The following is a 15,884-nucleotide window of genomic DNA, read 5'->3' on the forward strand; positions in this document are numbered from 1 at the left end:
CCGGTCTCGGTAGAAGAGCCGGTCATCTGTGGGGCCACTGGCTCTCGGTCCAATACCAGGAGCTGCTGAAGAACGCCTACCATTCCTGGCGTTGTTGGCCAGTGTCGGCCGGATCAACGCGTTCCGGGCCAGGCGGGAGGGGTCTGACGCCCGGTGCACCCCGAACGGTCCTGGGTGCGGGGGACAGCACGAGCTGGTCACTTCGGCTCCAACAGGTCTTGCCGCCCTCGTGGGGCGTGCCTGTGGTCCTGGGGGAGCTCGTGGTCCCACACGACCTGGGCGCGGATACGGTCTGGCCGGTAGCTCTCCGCTGCCCGATCCTCGGGTCGGAAGCGGTCACACCTGGCCGACGCCGGATCCGTTGTCCCAGGCCGCGTCTGCCGATCGCCACCGCGGCCGCGTGATGCCGGGTGACTGTGGTTGTCGATTGATCGTCGAGGGGGGCTCGCCAGTGCTGGGCACCCCAGCGGGAGGTGTAGGCCGGGTCCACAGCGACCACGACCAGCCCCTGGTGACAGGCCATACCGCGAAGCCGTTCCCGGAACTTGGCGGTGGGAATACCGGCCACCGCACGGCGGAACGCCTTGCCGCGCCCGCCGCATCCCATCGTCTCCCGGCCTGTGTGCCGGGCGTCGGTGAAGCCCAGGTTCTCAACCACAATCCCGGCACAGCCACGCAACCTGGCGATCTTGATTAGCGAGGTGACAGCGGCCCGCAGTTTTCCGTCCCGACGGGAAACGTCACCGGTCAGCTCCAGCGGCAACGTGACAGGGTCGCCGACAGGGTTGCCGTGCGGGTCGAGCACACACGCTGCGAGGTGGTCGGCGTTCATGTCGACTGCGAGCATGCGCCCGCCTGCCGCGCGGATCTCCTGCGGCGACGGCAATATGGCCTTCGTCGCCGACCACGAGGCGTCGAGATACCAGCGGCCACGCACCGGGTCGCGCACGATGTCGTAGCGGACCGCCTGATGCGCGGTCACGCGGTCCAGCCACTCCGCCCTGCGGTGGTGGAAACTGACAGCGCAGGCCAGCCGGTAGCGGCCACGTGGCGCGTTCGCCAGATGCCTGAGCGGCTCGGGCAGAACGATCGTCACGCTGCCGTCCGCCGGATCCACCGTGATGGTGTAGTTCCCGTGCGGGGCCCCGGATTCACCGTCCGCAGTGAGGAACAGCCGGACCGCATCCCACCGCTTACGCCACTCCCCGGCCGTGAGCCGGGCGTCGGCCAGGTTGTGCCGTATCTTCGCCAGGCGACGCCCGCCCACGACCACGGACGGCCGCTCCGTGGCGATGCGTTGTTCCACCATGGCAAGACGGGCCTTGAGCGCTTGGAGGCGGCGCTGTTTCTGGAAGCGTTCGCCCCGGTCCTGGTAACCGCGCACTTTGCCCTTGCGCTCCCCGCACGGCACGGCGAGGCGAAGGGCGATCTGTCCGATGGCGCGGCGCAACCCGGCTCGCTCGTCGTACAGGCAACGCATGCTGAGCTGGTACTGGTCCTCGCTGACACGGGTCATCGCCCCCGCCCAGCGTGACGACGACACCGCCGTCAGCTTCTTCTTCCGCTCGGCCCGCCGGTTGTCCTTCACCGGCACCAGGCCGACCGCCACGCGCTCAGCGAGATCCGCCCGCTGATGACGGCCGAGGTGCTGCCCGACCAAGGTGAGGACCTGCTCGTCCGCGACATCGACACGCAACCGGTCCCGAATCCGAGCACCCGAGGGTGCGGCCACGGTGAACGGAGGCGCGATCGCGCGCAACACACGCTTCCTGCGCTGACGCGCCACCGACCTCCACCTCTCTCCCTCGGAGCGCGAACCTATTTACCGCCATCGATCATGCATTCCCAACACACGGCGAATTCCGAAAACCGGCACCGTTCACCCTGATGAGGGACACACCGACCCGGTCGTGGTCAACAATTGGCTCAGCAACTGCCGACCCGGCGCTCAGATTGACTACGTGACGGATCTGGGCCCACCTGGCCGGAATCACTCGTGTCGCGGGGAATGCGGATCGGAGCGTGGTGCCACGGCCGGTGCGGTCAATCAGTGGTCGTAGCCTTGAGCACGCCGGAGCAGCGACGGCTTACCTGATGCGCTGGAAGCCGGGCGTGCCGACGTATTACGCCCCTTCGGCGAGCAGATCGACCCACACGACCTTGCCCCAGCGGCGGTAGTCCACGCCCCATTCGTGCGCGACGGCTTCGATGATGAGGAGTCCCCGGCCAGTCTCCATGTCGCCGTCCGGCCGCTGCGGGATCGGCTTGGAACGGGACTTATCGCTGACGGCGAGCCGCACCCGGTCGCCTTCCGAGCGGACCACGATGACGCGCAAGAAGTCACGTCCACTGTGCCGCACCGCATTGGAAACGAGTTCCGAGATGATCAATATCCCAGGGTCGACGAGATGGCAGAGCCCCCAGGTACTCAAGGCCGCGTTGACAAGTTGACGGGCGCGAACTGCCGACCCCTCTTCGCAGGGGAGCGTCTGGCTATAGCCAGGGGCTCCAATGGCATGGGGAGCCGGGGGCTCGTTCGCGCTCAGCACGTCGCTCCCAACGATGGCTCCCGCTCGTTGCCCCAGAGAAGTACTCTCGAACATTTTTCGGATTGGCGGCGACAGAAACGTACATGCGGTTCAGCTCGGTAATGACAGCGGCCATGTAACTGCCTTCCATCACTGAGAAGTTGCTGGGCAGATGGGTTTTTCGGGGGCGCAGAGATCGGCTGGTTCCCGCCGCCGCCCCAACCCGGCCCTCGGTGACTCATCTACTGTTCTGTACCTACACAGGTATCTGCAAGTGAAACTGCCGCTATGGTGAAAATGGCACATGCCTCTGCTCCAACAGAGGCTGTTGCCACCAGAACAGGAGATGGGAGACTCGGTACGGCAACGTGCCGAGGCCGTACAGGGGCACGTGGAGGGAACAGAGATGGCAGCACGACGAGGTGCTACGTTCCGCCGCCGGGAACTCGGCAAAGAGCTTCGCCGCCTACGCGAGAAGACCGGCCTCACCATCCTGGAGGCAGCCGCAGGGCTCGGGTTCTCCGACGCCAAGCTCAGCCGGGTGGAGACAGGCATCAACGGGCTGCCGCGGGTAGCGGACATGGAAAAGCTGCTCGACCGCTACGGTGTCACCGACATCGATGACCGCGAATCCTTGCTGACGCTCCATCGCGAGTCGCTCACGAGTGACTGGTGGAGGCCGTACCGCAGCGTGATGCCATCGGGCTTGCACACGTACGTCGGGCTGGAGATGGACGCTCGTGCGATGCGTTCTTGGCAGTCGAACGTCGTCTTCGGGCTGCTACAGGCCGAAAGCTACACACGGGCCCTGTTCATGACCGCCAAGCCTGTTGACGAGACGACGACGGAGTTCGTGGAACACAACACGCGTGTACGCATGGAGCGAAACGAGATCATCACGAGGGAAGAGAACCCTGTAGAACTCCGGGTCATTCTCGATGAGTCAGCACTTCGCCGCGTCGTCGGTGGCCCAGAGGTCATGCGGGAGCAGTACAAGACCATCGCCGAACTCTGCAAGCTCGACAACGTAACTGTCCAAGTCCTGCCGCTGTCCCTGGCCACGTACCGGGCAACCGACAATTTCATCGTCCTTGACTTCGACGGTGGTGTGGACTCGGTTGTCGGACTCGAATACAGCAGCATGAGCTTCACTGACAAGCAAAGCGAGGTGTGGAAGTACAACCGCCGCTTCGACGCCATGCGCGAGGGCGCCCTGTCTCCGACAGAAACTCCTCGTTTCCTCAAAGAACTAGCACGAGAGTTGGTCTAGTCATGAACGTCCTCAAAGAAGCCACCTGGTTCAAGTCTTCCTACAGCACGCAGGAGGCAGGCGCTTGCGTGGAGGTCGCAAACCTCACCTGGTCCAAATCGTCCTACAGCGGCCAAGACCCGAGCGCCTGCGTCGAGATCGCAAACCTGACCACCGCCGTCGGCGTCCGTGACTCAAAGGACAAGACCGGCCCCGCCCTCCTCATACCCCCCGCCGCGTGGGCCGCGTTCGTGAGCGGCGTCCGTACCGGGCGGCTCGGCCGCCCCATCGAGTAGCCGCACGCCACGCGAGCGCGCCCGCGCCCGCAGACAACGGGGCCGGTGGACGCTCTTCGCGACCACCGGCCCCGCACCCATTAATGCCTCAGGACGACTCCCTCCGCACCAACTGCGTCGGCAGCACCATCTGCGGCCGCTTGGCGGTGCGGTCCGAGCGCCCATCGATCTCCTCCAGCAGCACCCGGACCATCGCCCGGCCCATCTCCTCCGTGGCCTGCCGGACGCTCGTGAGCGGAGGGTCCATATGGCGGGCGACGGCCGAGTCCTCGAAGCCGACCAGCGCCACATCGTCCGGGACGCGGCGCCCGTGCTCGCGCAGCACCTGACGGGCGCCCGCGGCCATCACGTCCGAGGCGGCGAAGACCCCGTCCAGGTCCGGGCGCTGGCTGAGCAGTTGCCGCATCGCCCGGCGGCCGCCCTCCTCGGTGAAGTCCGCGGACGCCACCAGCTCCGCCTCCACCTCCCGGCCCGCCGCGCGGACCGCGGCGCCGTAGCCCTCCAGGCGGCACTGCGCGACATACATGTCCAGCGGTCCGGTGATGGTGGCGACCGTCTCGCGGCCACGGCCGATGAGGTGCTCCACGGCGGACTGGGCGCCGCCGGTGTTGTCCGAGTCGACGTACGGGACGGATTCATGCGCCGAACGGCGGCCGCTGAGCACCGCGGGCATCTCGATCCGCTCCAGCAGGTCCGGCAGCGGGTCGTCCGCGTGGACGGAGACCAGCAGCACCCCGTCGACCCGGTGCGCGGAGAGGTAGTCCGCGAGCCGCTGCCGCTCCTTGGGGGTGCGGATGAGGGTGAGCAGCAGCTGGAGGTCGGTGTCGGCGAGCTCGGCGCCGACACCGCGGATGATGTCGGAGAAGTACGGTTCGGCGAAGACCCGGGTCTCGGGCTCGGGGATGACCAGGGCGACGGCGTCGGCACGGTTGGCGGCGAGGGCGCGGGCCACCCGGTTCGGCACATAGCCGAGTTCGGCGACGGCCTGCTCCACGGCCGTTCGGGTGCGGTCGCTGACCCGGGGCGAACCGTTGATCACCCGGGACACGGTGCCGCGGCCGACTCCGGCGCGGGCCGCCACCTCCTCGAGGGTCGGCCGTCCCCGCCCCGCGCCATGCCGCCGCGTTCCTGCCATATCGCGCCTCCAGCCGTCCGTACCCAGCAGCTCCAACCCCCCAAATGGGCGGCTGCGGGGACATTCAACAGCAGTGTGGTTTCGGGAAGTTGTTTCGCGCACTCCCTTGACACCCCAGCGGGGAGCCGCGACCCTTCAACACATCACAGCTGGGAGCGCTCCCACCGTACCCGAGTCATACACAACCCGCACGATGCCCACCCGACTCGATGCATCTCAAAGAGCCATGTATCACTACTTTTTGGCCGGAAGCCGTTGGGCGGGGCGCTAGGAGGACGGAATGCGCAGGAACACTGGTAGTCACCGCGGCAGAGCCGTGGTCCTCGCGGCCGTCGCCGCTTTAGGAGCCGGGCTGCTCAGCGGTTGCGCCGATGACGGCGAGGACGGATCCGGCGGCTCGTCCGGCGGCGGCGACAGCAAGGGCAAGACGGTGGTGACCGTCGGCACGTACGGCGTCATGGGTTTCAAACAGGCCGGGCTCTATGACGAGTACACAAAGCTGCACCCGAATATCAAGATCGAAGAGAATGTGATCGACCCGGCCTCGAACTACTACCCGCAGTTGCTCACCCATCTCGGCTCGGGCAGCGGGCTCGCCGACATCCAGGCGGTCGAGGTGGGCAACATCAATGAGGTCACCACCACCCAGGCCGACAAGTTCGTTGATCTTTCGAAGGCGGACGGCGTCAAGAAGGAGAACTTCCTCGACTGGAAATGGGCGCAGGCCACCGCCGAGGACGGCAAGACGATCGGCCTCGGCACGGACGTGGGCCCGATGGCGATCTGCTACCGCAAGGACCTCTTCCAGCAGGCCGGGCTCCCGGCCGACCGTGACGCGGTCTCCAAGCTCTGGGCGGGCGACTGGGAGAAGTACCTCGACGCCGGCAAGGACTACGCGAAGAAGGCGCCGGGCGGAGCCGCGTTCCTGGACTCGGCCGGCGGACTGTTCAACGCGGCGGTCTCCGGCGGCTCGGAGGTCTACTACGACAAGAGCGGGAAGCCCATCTACAAGGACAGCCCGGCCGTGAAGAAGGCGTGGAAGCTGGCGACCGACGCGTCCGCGTCCAAACTCTCCGCCGGGCTCCAGGAGTTCACCAAGCCCTGGCAGCAGGCGCTCGCCAACGGCAAGTTCGCCACCGTCTCCTGCCCGGCCTGGATGCTCGGCCAGATCAAGGAGTACGCCGGGGACAAGTACAAGGGCAAGTGGGACGTCGCCGCCGCCCCCAAGCCCGCCAACTGGGGCGGCTCCTTCCTCTCGGTGCCGCAGGCGGCGAAGAACAAGGACGAGGCGGTCAAGCTCGCCACCTGGCTGACCGCGCCCGAGCAGCAGGCCAAGCTCTTCGAGAAGCAGGCGAGCTTCCCCAGCGCCCAGACCGCGTACGACCTGCCCCAGGTGGCCGACGCCAAGCTCCCGTACTTCGACAACGCGCCCATCGGCAAGATCTTCTCCAAGGCCGCGAAGGACAGCCCGACGCAGGTCCTGGGCCCGAAGGACGCCGTCATCAAGCAGAACTTCACCGATGTCGGCCTGCTCCAGGTCGAGCAGCAGGGCAAGTCCGCCGATGAAGGCTGGAAGGCCGCGATCAAGACGAACGACAACGCGCTGGACCAGTGACCCGGACATGACCGCACCTTCCGGTTTCACCCCTGATACGGCCGCGCCCCCCGCAGGGCAGGGGGGCGCGGCCCCGCGCGCCGCGACCGCGCCGGCGCCCGACCCGGCCGAGCAGCGGCGCCACGACCGGCGCAGCCGCCGCTACCGCTGGGACGTGCGATGGAGCCCGTACGCCTTCGTCGCCCCCTTCTTCATCTTCTTCGCCGCCTTCGGCCTCTTCCCCCTGCTCTACACGGGATGGGCCTCGCTGCACCAAGTGGAGCTCACCGACCCCACCCATATGGAGTGGGCGGGATGGCACAACTACTCCAGGCTGTGGGAAGACGAGTTCTTCTGGAAAGCGCTGCGGAACACCTTCACCATCGGGGTGATCTCCACCGTTCCCCAGCTGCTGATGGCCCTCGGGATCGCGCATCTGCTCAACTACCGGCTGCGTGCCTCGATGTTCTTCCGGGTGGCGATCCTCACCCCGTACGCCACCTCCGTCGCCGCCGCCACTCTGGTGTTCGCGCTGCTCTTCGGGCGTGACTACGGCATGGTCAACTGGGCCCTGGGGCTGGTCGGACTGGACGGCATCGACTGGCAGAGCGGCACCTGGACCTCGCAGATCGCGGTCTCCACGATCGTCATCTGGCGGTGGACCGGCTACAACGCGCTGATCTACCTGGCCGCCATGCAGGCCGTGCCGAACGATCTGTATGAGTCGGCGGCGCTGGACGGGGCCTCGCGCTGGAAGCAGTTCCTGCACGTCACCGTCCCGTCGCTGCGGCCCACCATCCTCTTCACGGTCGTCGTCTCCACGATCGGGGCCACCCAGCTCTTCGGTGAGCCGCTGCTGTTCAACTCCGCGGGGACGGCCACCGGCGGCGCCGATCACCAGTACCAGACGCTCGGCCTGTACATGTACGAGCAGGGCTGGGTGAACCTGCACCTCGGCCGGGCCTCCGCCATCGCCTGGACGATGTTCCTGATCCTGCTGCTGATCGCCGCGGCCAACGCGCTGTTCGCGCGACGGCTGCGAAAGAGCCAGTGAGGGAGACGAGGAGAACCATGAGCGCCACTGTCTCTTCCCGGCCGACACGCGGTCCGGCGGCTCCCGCGCCCGCCACTCCGCGGGGCGGTAAGGGCCGCGGCCGAGCGGGCAGGCAGCTGCACGGCGGCAAGATCACCTACGCCGTGCTGATCCTGTTCACCATCGGCTCGCTCTTCCCGCTGGTGTGGACCGCCATCGCCGCCTCCCGCACCAACACCCGGCTGGCCCAGACGCCCCCTCCCCTGTGGTTCGGCGGCAACCTCTTCAACAACCTGGACAAGGCGTGGAACGGCGCCAACATGGGCACCGCGCTGCTGAACACGACGGTGGTGGCGGGCACGGTGGCGGCGTCGACGGTGCTGTTCTCGACCGTCGCGGGCTTCGCCTTCGCCAAGCTGCGCTTCCGCTTCAAGAACGTCCTGCTGATGCTCACCATCGGGACCATGATGGTGCCGCCCCAGCTCAGCGTCGTGCCGCTGTACATGATGGTGGCCAAGCTGGAGTGGACCGACCAGCTCCAGGCGGTCATCGTGCCGACGCTCGTCAGCGCCTTCGGGGTCTTCTTCATGCGGCAGTACCTCTCCCAGGCGCTGCCGACCGAGCTGATCGAGGCGGCGCGGATGGACGGCGCGAGCAGCTTGCGGATCATCTGGCACGTCGTCTTCCCGGCGGCGCGTCCGGCGATGGCGGTGCTGGGGATGCTCACCTTCGTCCAATCGTGGAATGACTTCTTCTGGCCGTTCATCGCGCTCACGCAGAACGGCAACCCGACCATGCAGGTGGCATTGACCGGTCTGAGCCGTGGGTACACCCCGGATCAATCACTGATCATGGCGGGGGCGCTGCTGGGCACCCTGCCGCTGCTGATCGCCTTCGTCCTCTTCGGCAAGCAGATTGTGGGGGGAATCATGCAGGGCGCGGTCAAGGGCTGAGCGGTCCGCGACCACCACTCCGTCCTCCCTCCCCTTTCCCCCCTCCCCGTTTCCCCCTCCCCACGACCTCGAACTCCCCACGACCTCGAATGGGAGCGCTTCCATGACTCTTACCTTCCCGCCCGGATTCCTGTGGGGCGCGGCCTCGGCCGCCTATCAGGTCGAGGGCGCCGCCCAGGAGGACGGCCGCACCCCCTCCATCTGGGACACCTTCAGCCACACCCCCGGCAAGGTGCTCGCCGGCGACACCGGTGATGTGGCCGTGGACCACTACCACCGCTTCCGCGAGGACGTCCGGCTGATGGCCGAGCTGAACCTGGGGGCGTACCGCTTCTCGGTGTCCTGGTCCCGGGTCCAGCCGACCGGCCGGGGGCCGGCCGTGCAGCGCGGTCTTGACTTCTACCGCTCGCTGGTGGACGAGCTGCTGGGCGCGGGCATCCAGCCGGTGGTCACCCTCTACCACTGGGACCTGCCCCAGGAGCTGGAGAACGCGGGCGGGTGGCCGGAGCGCGAGACCGCCGAGCGGTTCGCCGAGTACGCGGGCATCGTGGCGGAGGCGCTGGGCGACCGCGTCGAGTTCTGGACCACCCTCAACGAGCCGTGGTGCAGCGCCTTCCTGGGCTATGGCTCGGGGGTGCACGCCCCGGGCCGCACCGAGCGGCTGGCCCCGCTGCGCGCCGCCCACCATCTGAACCTCGCCCACGGCCTCGGCGCCCAGGCGCTGCGCGCCGCGCTCCCCGCCCGCGCCCAGCTCGCCATCAGCCTCAACCCGGCCGTGGTCCGGCCGCTCAGCGACAAGCCCGAGGACCTGGACGCTCAGCGGCGTATCGACGCGCTGGCCAATCGCGTCTTCACCGGGCCGCTGCTGCGCGGTGCGTACCCCAGCGACCTGATCAAGGACACCGCCTCGATCACCGACTGGTCGTTCGTCCGCGATGGCGATCTGGCCGTCATCAAGCACCCCCTGGACGCGCTGGGCATCAACTACTACACACCGTCATTGGTATCAGCCGCCACCGACAACGACGGCTCGCCCGCCCGCCACGACGGCCACGGCGCCAGCGACCACTCCCCGTGGCCGGGCTCGGAGCGGGTGGCGTTCCACCAGACCCCGGGCGAGCGCACCGAGATGGGCTGGACGATCGACCCGACCGGGCTGCACGACCTGCTGATGCGCTACAGCCGTGAGGCGCCGGGCGTGCCGCTGTACATCACCGAGAACGGCGCCGCGTTCGACGACAAGCCGGACGCGGAGGGCGCGGTCCACGACCCGCGGCGGATCGACTACCTCCAGGCCCATCTGGCCGTGGCCCACCAGGCCATCGCGGACGGCGCCGATCTGCGCGGCTACTTCCTGTGGTCGCTGATGGACAACTTCGAATGGGCGTACGGCTACAGCAAGCGCTTCGGCGCGGTCTACGTCGACTACCCGACGCAGGCCCGGGTACCGAAGTCCAGCGCCCGCTGGTACGCCCGGGTGGCCCGCACCGGAGAGCTTCCGGCGTCCTGACCGGGGGCCCGCGTCCGCGGCGCCGCCCGCTGGGGGGCGGGCGGCGCCGCGGATCGCGGTGGGAGTGTGTGTACGGGCGCAAGCGGGCCGGGGCGTTCTTCCTTCAATGGGGTTACGCCCTGATCCACCCGGCGGAAGGGCGCCGTCACCGCGTGAGAATGCCTGGTAAACCCATTGAGACATGAGAGCATTTCCGGAGCGCCGGCAGAGGTTCCGCGATGAGCCATCCGGTCGGCGCGCGCCCACCGGAAAAGGCGAGGCCGTCGCCGACTGGTTCGACGGCCGGGTGGGCCTGTTCAAGATGGCCAAGGCCAATCTGCGCAAGGTCTTCCCCGACCACTGGTCGTTCCTGATCGGTGAGATCGCCCTCTATACCTTCGTCATCATCATTCTGACCGGGGTCTATCTGACCCTGTTCTTCAAACCGGCGATGAACGAGGTGGTCTACGCCGGCCGGTGGACGCCGCTGAGCGGCATCCGCATGTCGCAGGCGTATGAGTCCACGCTGAACATCAGCTTCGATGTGCGCGGCGGACTGCTGATGCGGCAGGTGCACCACTGGGCGGCCATCGTCTTCATCGCCAGCATGATCGTCCATATGATGCGGACGTTCTTCAACGGCGTCTTCCGCAAACCGCGCGAGATCAACTGGCTCTCCGGCGCCGGTCTGCTGATTCTCGGGATGTTCGACGGCTTCATGGGCTATTCGCTGCCCGACGATCTGCTGTCCGGCACCGGTCTGCGCTTCATGGAGGGCGCGATCCTGTCGATCCCGATCGTCGGCACCTATTTGTCGTTCTTCTTCTTCGGCGGCCAATTCCCGGGTGATTCGATCGTGCCACGGCTGTTCACCGTGCACGTGCTGCTGATTCCGGGCATCATGCTCGGGCTGCTGGCGCTCCATATGATCCTGCTCGTCTACCACAAGCACACACATCACCCGGGGCCCGGCGCGAAGAACATGAATATCGTGGGGCCGCCCCTGTGGCCGGTCTATGTGGCCAAGTCCGGCGGATTCTTCTTCCTGGTCTTCGGCGTCACCACCCTGATGTCGGCCATCGCCCAGATCAATCCGGTGTGGGCCTATGGCCCCTACCGGCCCGACCAGGTCTCCACCGACGCCCAGCCCGACTGGTACATGGGCTATTCCGAAGGGCTGATCCGGCTGATGCCCGGCTGGGAGATCAATCTCTGGGGTCACACCCTGGTGCTCGGGGTGCTGATCCCCTTCCTGGTCTTCCCCACGGTGCTGCTGGTCATCTGGTCCTATCCGTTCCTGGAGGCATGGATCACCGGGGACAGACGCGAGCACCATTTCAATGAGCGCCCACGCAATGCCCCGACCCGCACCGCCTTCGGCGCCGCCTGGATCGCCCTCTACGCGGTTCTGCTGGCGGGCGGCGGCAATGACCTCATCGCCACCCACTTCCATCTGTCGATCAACGCGATCACCTGGACCTGCCGGATCGCCTTCTTCGTGGCACCGGTCGTGGTCTTCATCATCACCAAGCGGATCTGTCTCGGCCTCCAGCACAAGGACCGGCAGAAGCTGCTGCACGGCCGCGAGACCGGCATCATCCAGCGGCTGCCGCACGGCGAGTACATGGAGGTGCACGAGCCGCTCTCGCAGGGTGAGAAGTACACGCTGACCGCGTATGAGCAGTATCTGCCGCTGGAGCTGCCGCCGTCGGTCGACGAGGCCGGGGTCGCCCGGAAGCTCCCTTTCAAGGAGCGGCTGCGCGTCTCGCTGTCCCGGAGCTACTTCGGTCGCGACGGCCAGGTCGCCAAGCTCACGAAGGAGCAGGTGGCGGAGCACGAGGAGCACGAGGAGCGCGAGGAGGAGGTGCGGGCGGAGGAACCACAGCGGCCGTAGGTGTTCTCCGACGGTACGCGTACGCCTGCGGCGGGCTGCTTTCCCCTCCCTGCCCCTTCCCGAACCAGGGGCTGTGCCCCTGGACCCCGGGGTTTGGAGGGCGGAGCCCCACCACGCAGCGGAGCCCCACCACGCGGCGGAGCCGCGGCACGGGGTCTGGGGCGGAGCCCCAGTTGCGGGAAGGGGCGGGGAGGGAAAGCGTCGATATGCGGCTCCGCCGCATGGCCCGCCGGACGCGCCGCAGGGCGCCAGAACGCGGAAACGGCGGGGCGCGGTGGGTGGGGGAATTCCGGCCGCGCCCCGCCGTGTGGGGGGTTTCCGTGGGGGGTGGTGATGTGGGGCTTGTGCGGCGGCTACGCCGACTCAGCTGTCGTGGGCGTCAGCCGTTGAAGGCGCCGAAGGCCTTGGTGAACGCGAGCTCTTCCTGGTCGATCGAGCTGCAGGTCGGCGACGCGGTGTCCTGCGGGCTGGGGCACTGCTTGTCGCGGGTCGCGGACCACATCGACAGCCAGGCCAGCCCCTTGGACTTGGCGAACTCCACCAGCTGGGAGGCGTCGTCGACCTTGAATATCTCGTTCTTGACGTCGTTGACGCCGATCATCGGGGTGACCGCGACGGTCTTCCACGCCTCGTCGTCGCTCAGCCCGAGCGCGTCCTTGATCTGGCCCTGGGTCGCGGTGGCGGCGTCGATGGCGTACTGGCCCATGTCGCCGTCGAAAGACGCGCCGTAGTCCATCGCCATGATGTTGACGGCGGAGACCTTCACGCCGTTCTTCTTGGCGTCGGCGACGAGGTCGACGCCGTCCTGGGTGAGGCCGGTCGGGAGCACCGGCAGGGTGAAGGAGACGTCCAGGTCCGCGTGCTCCTGCTGGAGCTTGGCTATCGCCTGGGCGCGGCGGGTGTTGGCCTCCTTGTTCGGGAGCGCGCTGCCCTCGATGTCGAAGTCGACCTTGGTGAGCTTGAGGGCGTCCACGACCTTGCCGTAGGCCGCCGCGAGCTCGTCCGCCGAGGTGCAGGCCAGGCCCAGCTCGGAGCCGGAGGCGCCGCCGAAGGAGACCCGGACGTCGCCGCCCTTCGCGCGCAGCTGCTCGGTCTGCTTGGCCACCTCGTTGTCACCGACCTCGGTGACGCCGCCCCACTTGGGGGTACAGCCGCCGCCGGAGGTGATGAAGGCGAGGTTGAACTCCTTGACGCCGGTCTTGTCGGCGGTGCCCACCATGTCGTAGGCGGGGTAGAGCGAGGTGTCGATGTACGGGGCGAAGCCGCCCGCCGCCGCGGCGGGCTTCTCGGAGGCGGAGGTCTTCTCGGAGACGGTTCCCGCGTTCGCCGCCCCGCTGAGCGCGAACGCCGTGCCGCCGGCCACGACGGCGGCGGCGGTCGCGCCGATCACCTTGGTGGTCCGGCTCGTCTTGCGACGGTGCGTGCTGCTCATCAGGTGCCTGCCTTCGCTGTACGGGTGTGGGGGGTGATGGTGCGGGCGACACGCTAGCGAGGGGAAGTCGGACAAACGGCAGGATCCGTGCACGGGCCATGGATCTTATGGCTGCCTTAAGGAACCCATCGGCGGCGATTAATGCTCCGCGGGCTCCTTGGGCCTGCCGCGGCCCCGGGTCCGCTTCTTACGGCCGCGCCGCCGCTGCCCCGAGTCGGCGGAGCCGGCGCCGTTCAGCGAGAGCCACACCCGTACCTCGGTGCCGCCCAGCACGGACCGCCCGATCCGCAGATCGCCGCCCGTGGACTCCGCGACCCGGCGCACGATGTCCAGGCCGAGGCCGGTCGAGCCGGGGCCGCCGTCGCCGTGGCCCCGGCGGAGCGCCGCGTCGGGGTCGGCGATGCCGGGGCCCGCGTCGGAGACCAGGATGATCACGCTGTCCTCGCCGGTGTGCACGTCGACCGCGAGCGCCGTGCCCTCGGGGGTGTGCCGGAACACGTTGCCGAGCAGGGCGTCCAGCGCGGCGCCCAGTTCGGGACGGGCGACCGGCACCCTTACGGTGCGGTCGACCCCGGCCAGGCGCACCGTACGGTCCTCGTCCTCGGCGAGCGCGGACCAGAACTCCATCCGGTCCCGGATCACCTCGGAGGCGTCACAGCCGGAGGGGGTGTGGGTCTTCTGCTGGCGCGCGGTGCGGATGATCTGGTCGACCTCGCCCTCCAGCTGGGCGACGGCGGCGCGGGTCTGGTCGGCCGCCGGTCCCTCGCCCAGTGAGGCGGCGTTGAGGCGCAGCACGGTGAGCGGGGTGCGGAGCCGGTGGGAGAGGTCGGCGGCCAGCTCGCGCTCGCTGGCCAGGAGCTGGACCACCTGGTCGGCCATGGAGTTGAACGCGGCGGCGGCCGCCCGGAGTTCGGCCGGGCCGTCCTCCGGGACGCGCACCCCGAGCTCGCCCCGGCCCAGGTCGTGCGCGGCCTCGGCGAGCCGCCCGGCGGGGCGCACCAGCCGGGTGCCGAGCCGGTCGGCGATGGCCACGGCGCCGACGATCAGCGCGAGGCCGACGCCCGCGAGCACCAGCCACGACGTGGTGACCCCGCTGGTGACCACGCCACGCGGGACGTACACCTCCACGACCGCGACCTGACCGCTGCCCAGCGCGGTCGGCTGGAGCAGCGCGTAGCCCCCGGGGGTGTCGGACACCGAGGCGCGGCCGAGCCGCCGCGCGGTGGCCAGCTCGCCCTTGGGCGCACGGCTCTTGCCCAGGTCGTAGCCGCTTCCCCGCTCCCCCGGCTCATCGGGGACGTGCACCGCCATCCGGCCGTCCCCGCCCGCCTGGGTGCTGGCGACCGCGCGCTGGAGCCGCGCCCGCTCGGTGGTGATGGCCAGCGCCGGGCCGATGGTGGCGGCCTGCCGCTCGGCGTCGGCGAACGCCCGGTCCCGGGCCAGTTCCTTGACGACGAGTCCGAGCGGTACGGCGAAGGCGACCACGACCATCGCCGTGACCGCCAGGCAGACCTTGACCAGGGCCCATCTCACGTGTGCTCCGCCGGAGGCTCCAGTTTGACGCCGACCCCGCGCAGCGTGTGGAGGTAGCGCGGCCGGGCGGCGGTCTCGCCCAGTTTGCGGCGCAGCCAGGACAGATGGACGTCTATGGTCTGGTCGTCCCCGTACGCCTGCCGCCAGACCTCGGCGAGGAGTTCCCGGCGCGGCACCACGACGCCGGGCCGCCCGGCGAGATAGGCCAGCAGGTCGAACTCCCGCCGGGTCAGATCGAGCGCCGTTCCGTCCAACTGGGCCTGGCGGCGCAGCGGATCGACGGCGAGACCGCCGACCCGGAGCACCGCCGGAGGCGCCGCCGCGCCGCCCGGCTCGCCCGCCCCGCCCCCGCGCGCACGGCGCAGCACGGCGGTCATCCGGGCGGAGAGATGGGCCACGGAGAACGGTTTGACCAGGTAGTCGTCGGCGCCGTCGTTGAGCAGCCGGACGATCTCGCCCTCGTCGTCACGGGCGGTGGCCACGATGACCGGCACATCGGTGATGCCGCGCAGCATCTTGAGCGCCTCCGCCCCGTCCAGATCGGGCAGGCCGAGGTCCAGGATGACGACGTCGAATCCGATCTGCGCCACCTCGCGCAACGCCTCCAGGGCGGTGCCGACACTGCGCACGGTATGGGACGCCTCGGTCAACTGCCGTATGAGGGCTGAGCGCACGAACTGGTCGTCCTCGACCACAAGCACACTTGCCATGAGCGGCACCGTACGCCATTCGGGTGAGGCAAGATGAG

Annotated in this window: 13 protein-coding genes; 7 read left to right on the plus strand and 6 right to left on the minus strand. The window is 68.6% G+C overall.

The annotated features are described in order from the left end of the window. Nucleotides 1-76: 76 nt before the first annotated feature. Both IEJ02_RS29765 and IEJ02_RS29770 read right to left on the minus strand, forming a co-directional pair. Nucleotides 77-1,786 carry a hypothetical protein gene (locus tag IEJ02_RS29765; RefSeq protein WP_191067649.1) on the minus strand — a complete coding sequence of 570 codons (1,710 nt, stop codon included), beginning with the start codon at nucleotides 1,784-1,786 and terminating at the stop codon, nucleotides 77-79. A 337-nt stretch (nucleotides 1,787-2,123) separates the two neighbouring features. Next, entirely contained in the window at nucleotides 2,124-2,603 is a 480-nt protein-coding gene (locus IEJ02_RS29770) for an ATP-binding protein (protein WP_191067650.1), read from the minus strand. Between the two features lie 331 nt (nucleotides 2,604-2,934). Here IEJ02_RS29770 and IEJ02_RS29775 point away from each other — a divergent pair, with 331 nt between their 5' ends. Both IEJ02_RS29775 and IEJ02_RS29780 read left to right on the plus strand, forming a co-directional pair. Further along, nucleotides 2,935-3,798 carry a helix-turn-helix domain-containing protein gene (locus IEJ02_RS29775; RefSeq protein ID WP_191067651.1) on the plus strand — a complete coding sequence of 288 codons (864 nt, stop codon included), beginning with the start codon at nucleotides 2,935-2,937 and terminating at the stop codon, nucleotides 3,796-3,798. Nucleotides 3,799-3,800: 2 nt separating this feature from the next. Then, nucleotides 3,801-4,073, plus strand: a complete 273-nt coding sequence (locus IEJ02_RS29780; protein WP_191067652.1) for a DUF397 domain-containing protein — start codon at nucleotides 3,801-3,803, stop codon at nucleotides 4,071-4,073. 88 nt (nucleotides 4,074-4,161) lie between these two features. Here IEJ02_RS29780 and IEJ02_RS29785 read toward each other — a convergent pair whose 3' ends face one another. Next, entirely contained in the window at nucleotides 4,162-5,208 is a 1,047-nt protein-coding gene (locus IEJ02_RS29785) for a LacI family DNA-binding transcriptional regulator (protein ID WP_191067653.1), read from the minus strand. A 280-nt stretch (nucleotides 5,209-5,488) separates the two neighbouring features. On the opposite strand from IEJ02_RS29785, the gene IEJ02_RS29790 reads away from it, so the two are divergent. From IEJ02_RS29790 to qcrB, 5 genes are all read left to right on the plus strand, one after another. Beyond that, entirely contained in the window at nucleotides 5,489-6,823 is a 1,335-nt protein-coding gene (locus tag IEJ02_RS29790; RefSeq protein WP_191067654.1) for an ABC transporter substrate-binding protein, read from the plus strand. 7 nt (nucleotides 6,824-6,830) lie between these two features. Next, entirely contained in the window at nucleotides 6,831-7,856 is a 1,026-nt protein-coding gene (locus IEJ02_RS29795; protein ID WP_191067655.1) for a carbohydrate ABC transporter permease, read from the plus strand. Between the two features lie 17 nt (nucleotides 7,857-7,873). Continuing rightward, a complete protein-coding gene (locus tag IEJ02_RS29800; protein ID WP_191067656.1) occupies nucleotides 7,874-8,788 on the plus strand; it encodes a carbohydrate ABC transporter permease in 915 nt (304 codons plus the stop codon). 103 nt (nucleotides 8,789-8,891) lie between these two features. Next, complete coding sequence (locus IEJ02_RS29805; RefSeq protein ID WP_191067657.1) at nucleotides 8,892-10,298, plus strand: GH1 family beta-glucosidase; 1,407 nt, start codon at nucleotides 8,892-8,894, stop codon at nucleotides 10,296-10,298. A 181-nt stretch (nucleotides 10,299-10,479) separates the two neighbouring features. Beyond that, the gene (gene qcrB, locus IEJ02_RS29810; protein ID WP_191067658.1) at nucleotides 10,480-12,171 is read left to right on the plus strand and encodes a cytochrome bc1 complex cytochrome b subunit; all 1,692 of its coding nucleotides are present in this window, start codon (nucleotides 10,480-10,482) and stop codon (nucleotides 12,169-12,171) included. A gap of 379 nt (nucleotides 12,172-12,550) precedes the next feature. Here the strand turns inward: qcrB and IEJ02_RS29815 are convergent, their stop codons facing one another. From IEJ02_RS29815 to IEJ02_RS29825, 3 genes are all read right to left on the minus strand, one after another. After that, the gene (locus IEJ02_RS29815) at nucleotides 12,551-13,603 is read right to left on the minus strand and encodes a chitinase (RefSeq protein ID WP_191067659.1); all 1,053 of its coding nucleotides are present in this window, start codon (nucleotides 13,601-13,603) and stop codon (nucleotides 12,551-12,553) included. Between the two features lie 138 nt (nucleotides 13,604-13,741). Further along, nucleotides 13,742-15,136 carry a sensor histidine kinase gene (locus tag IEJ02_RS29820; protein ID WP_191067660.1) on the minus strand — a complete coding sequence of 465 codons (1,395 nt, stop codon included), beginning with the start codon at nucleotides 15,134-15,136 and terminating at the stop codon, nucleotides 13,742-13,744. Beyond that, the gene (locus IEJ02_RS29825; protein WP_191067661.1) at nucleotides 15,133-15,846 is read right to left on the minus strand and encodes a response regulator transcription factor; all 714 of its coding nucleotides are present in this window, start codon (nucleotides 15,844-15,846) and stop codon (nucleotides 15,133-15,135) included. Before IEJ02_RS29825 ends, IEJ02_RS29820 begins: the two co-directional genes overlap by 4 nt. Nucleotides 15,847-15,884 lie beyond the last annotated feature (38 nt).

Source organism: Streptomyces sp. 5-10, from assembly GCF_014712245.1.
Classification (GTDB): Bacteria; Actinomycetota; Actinomycetes; order Streptomycetales; family Streptomycetaceae; genus Streptomyces; species Streptomyces violaceusniger.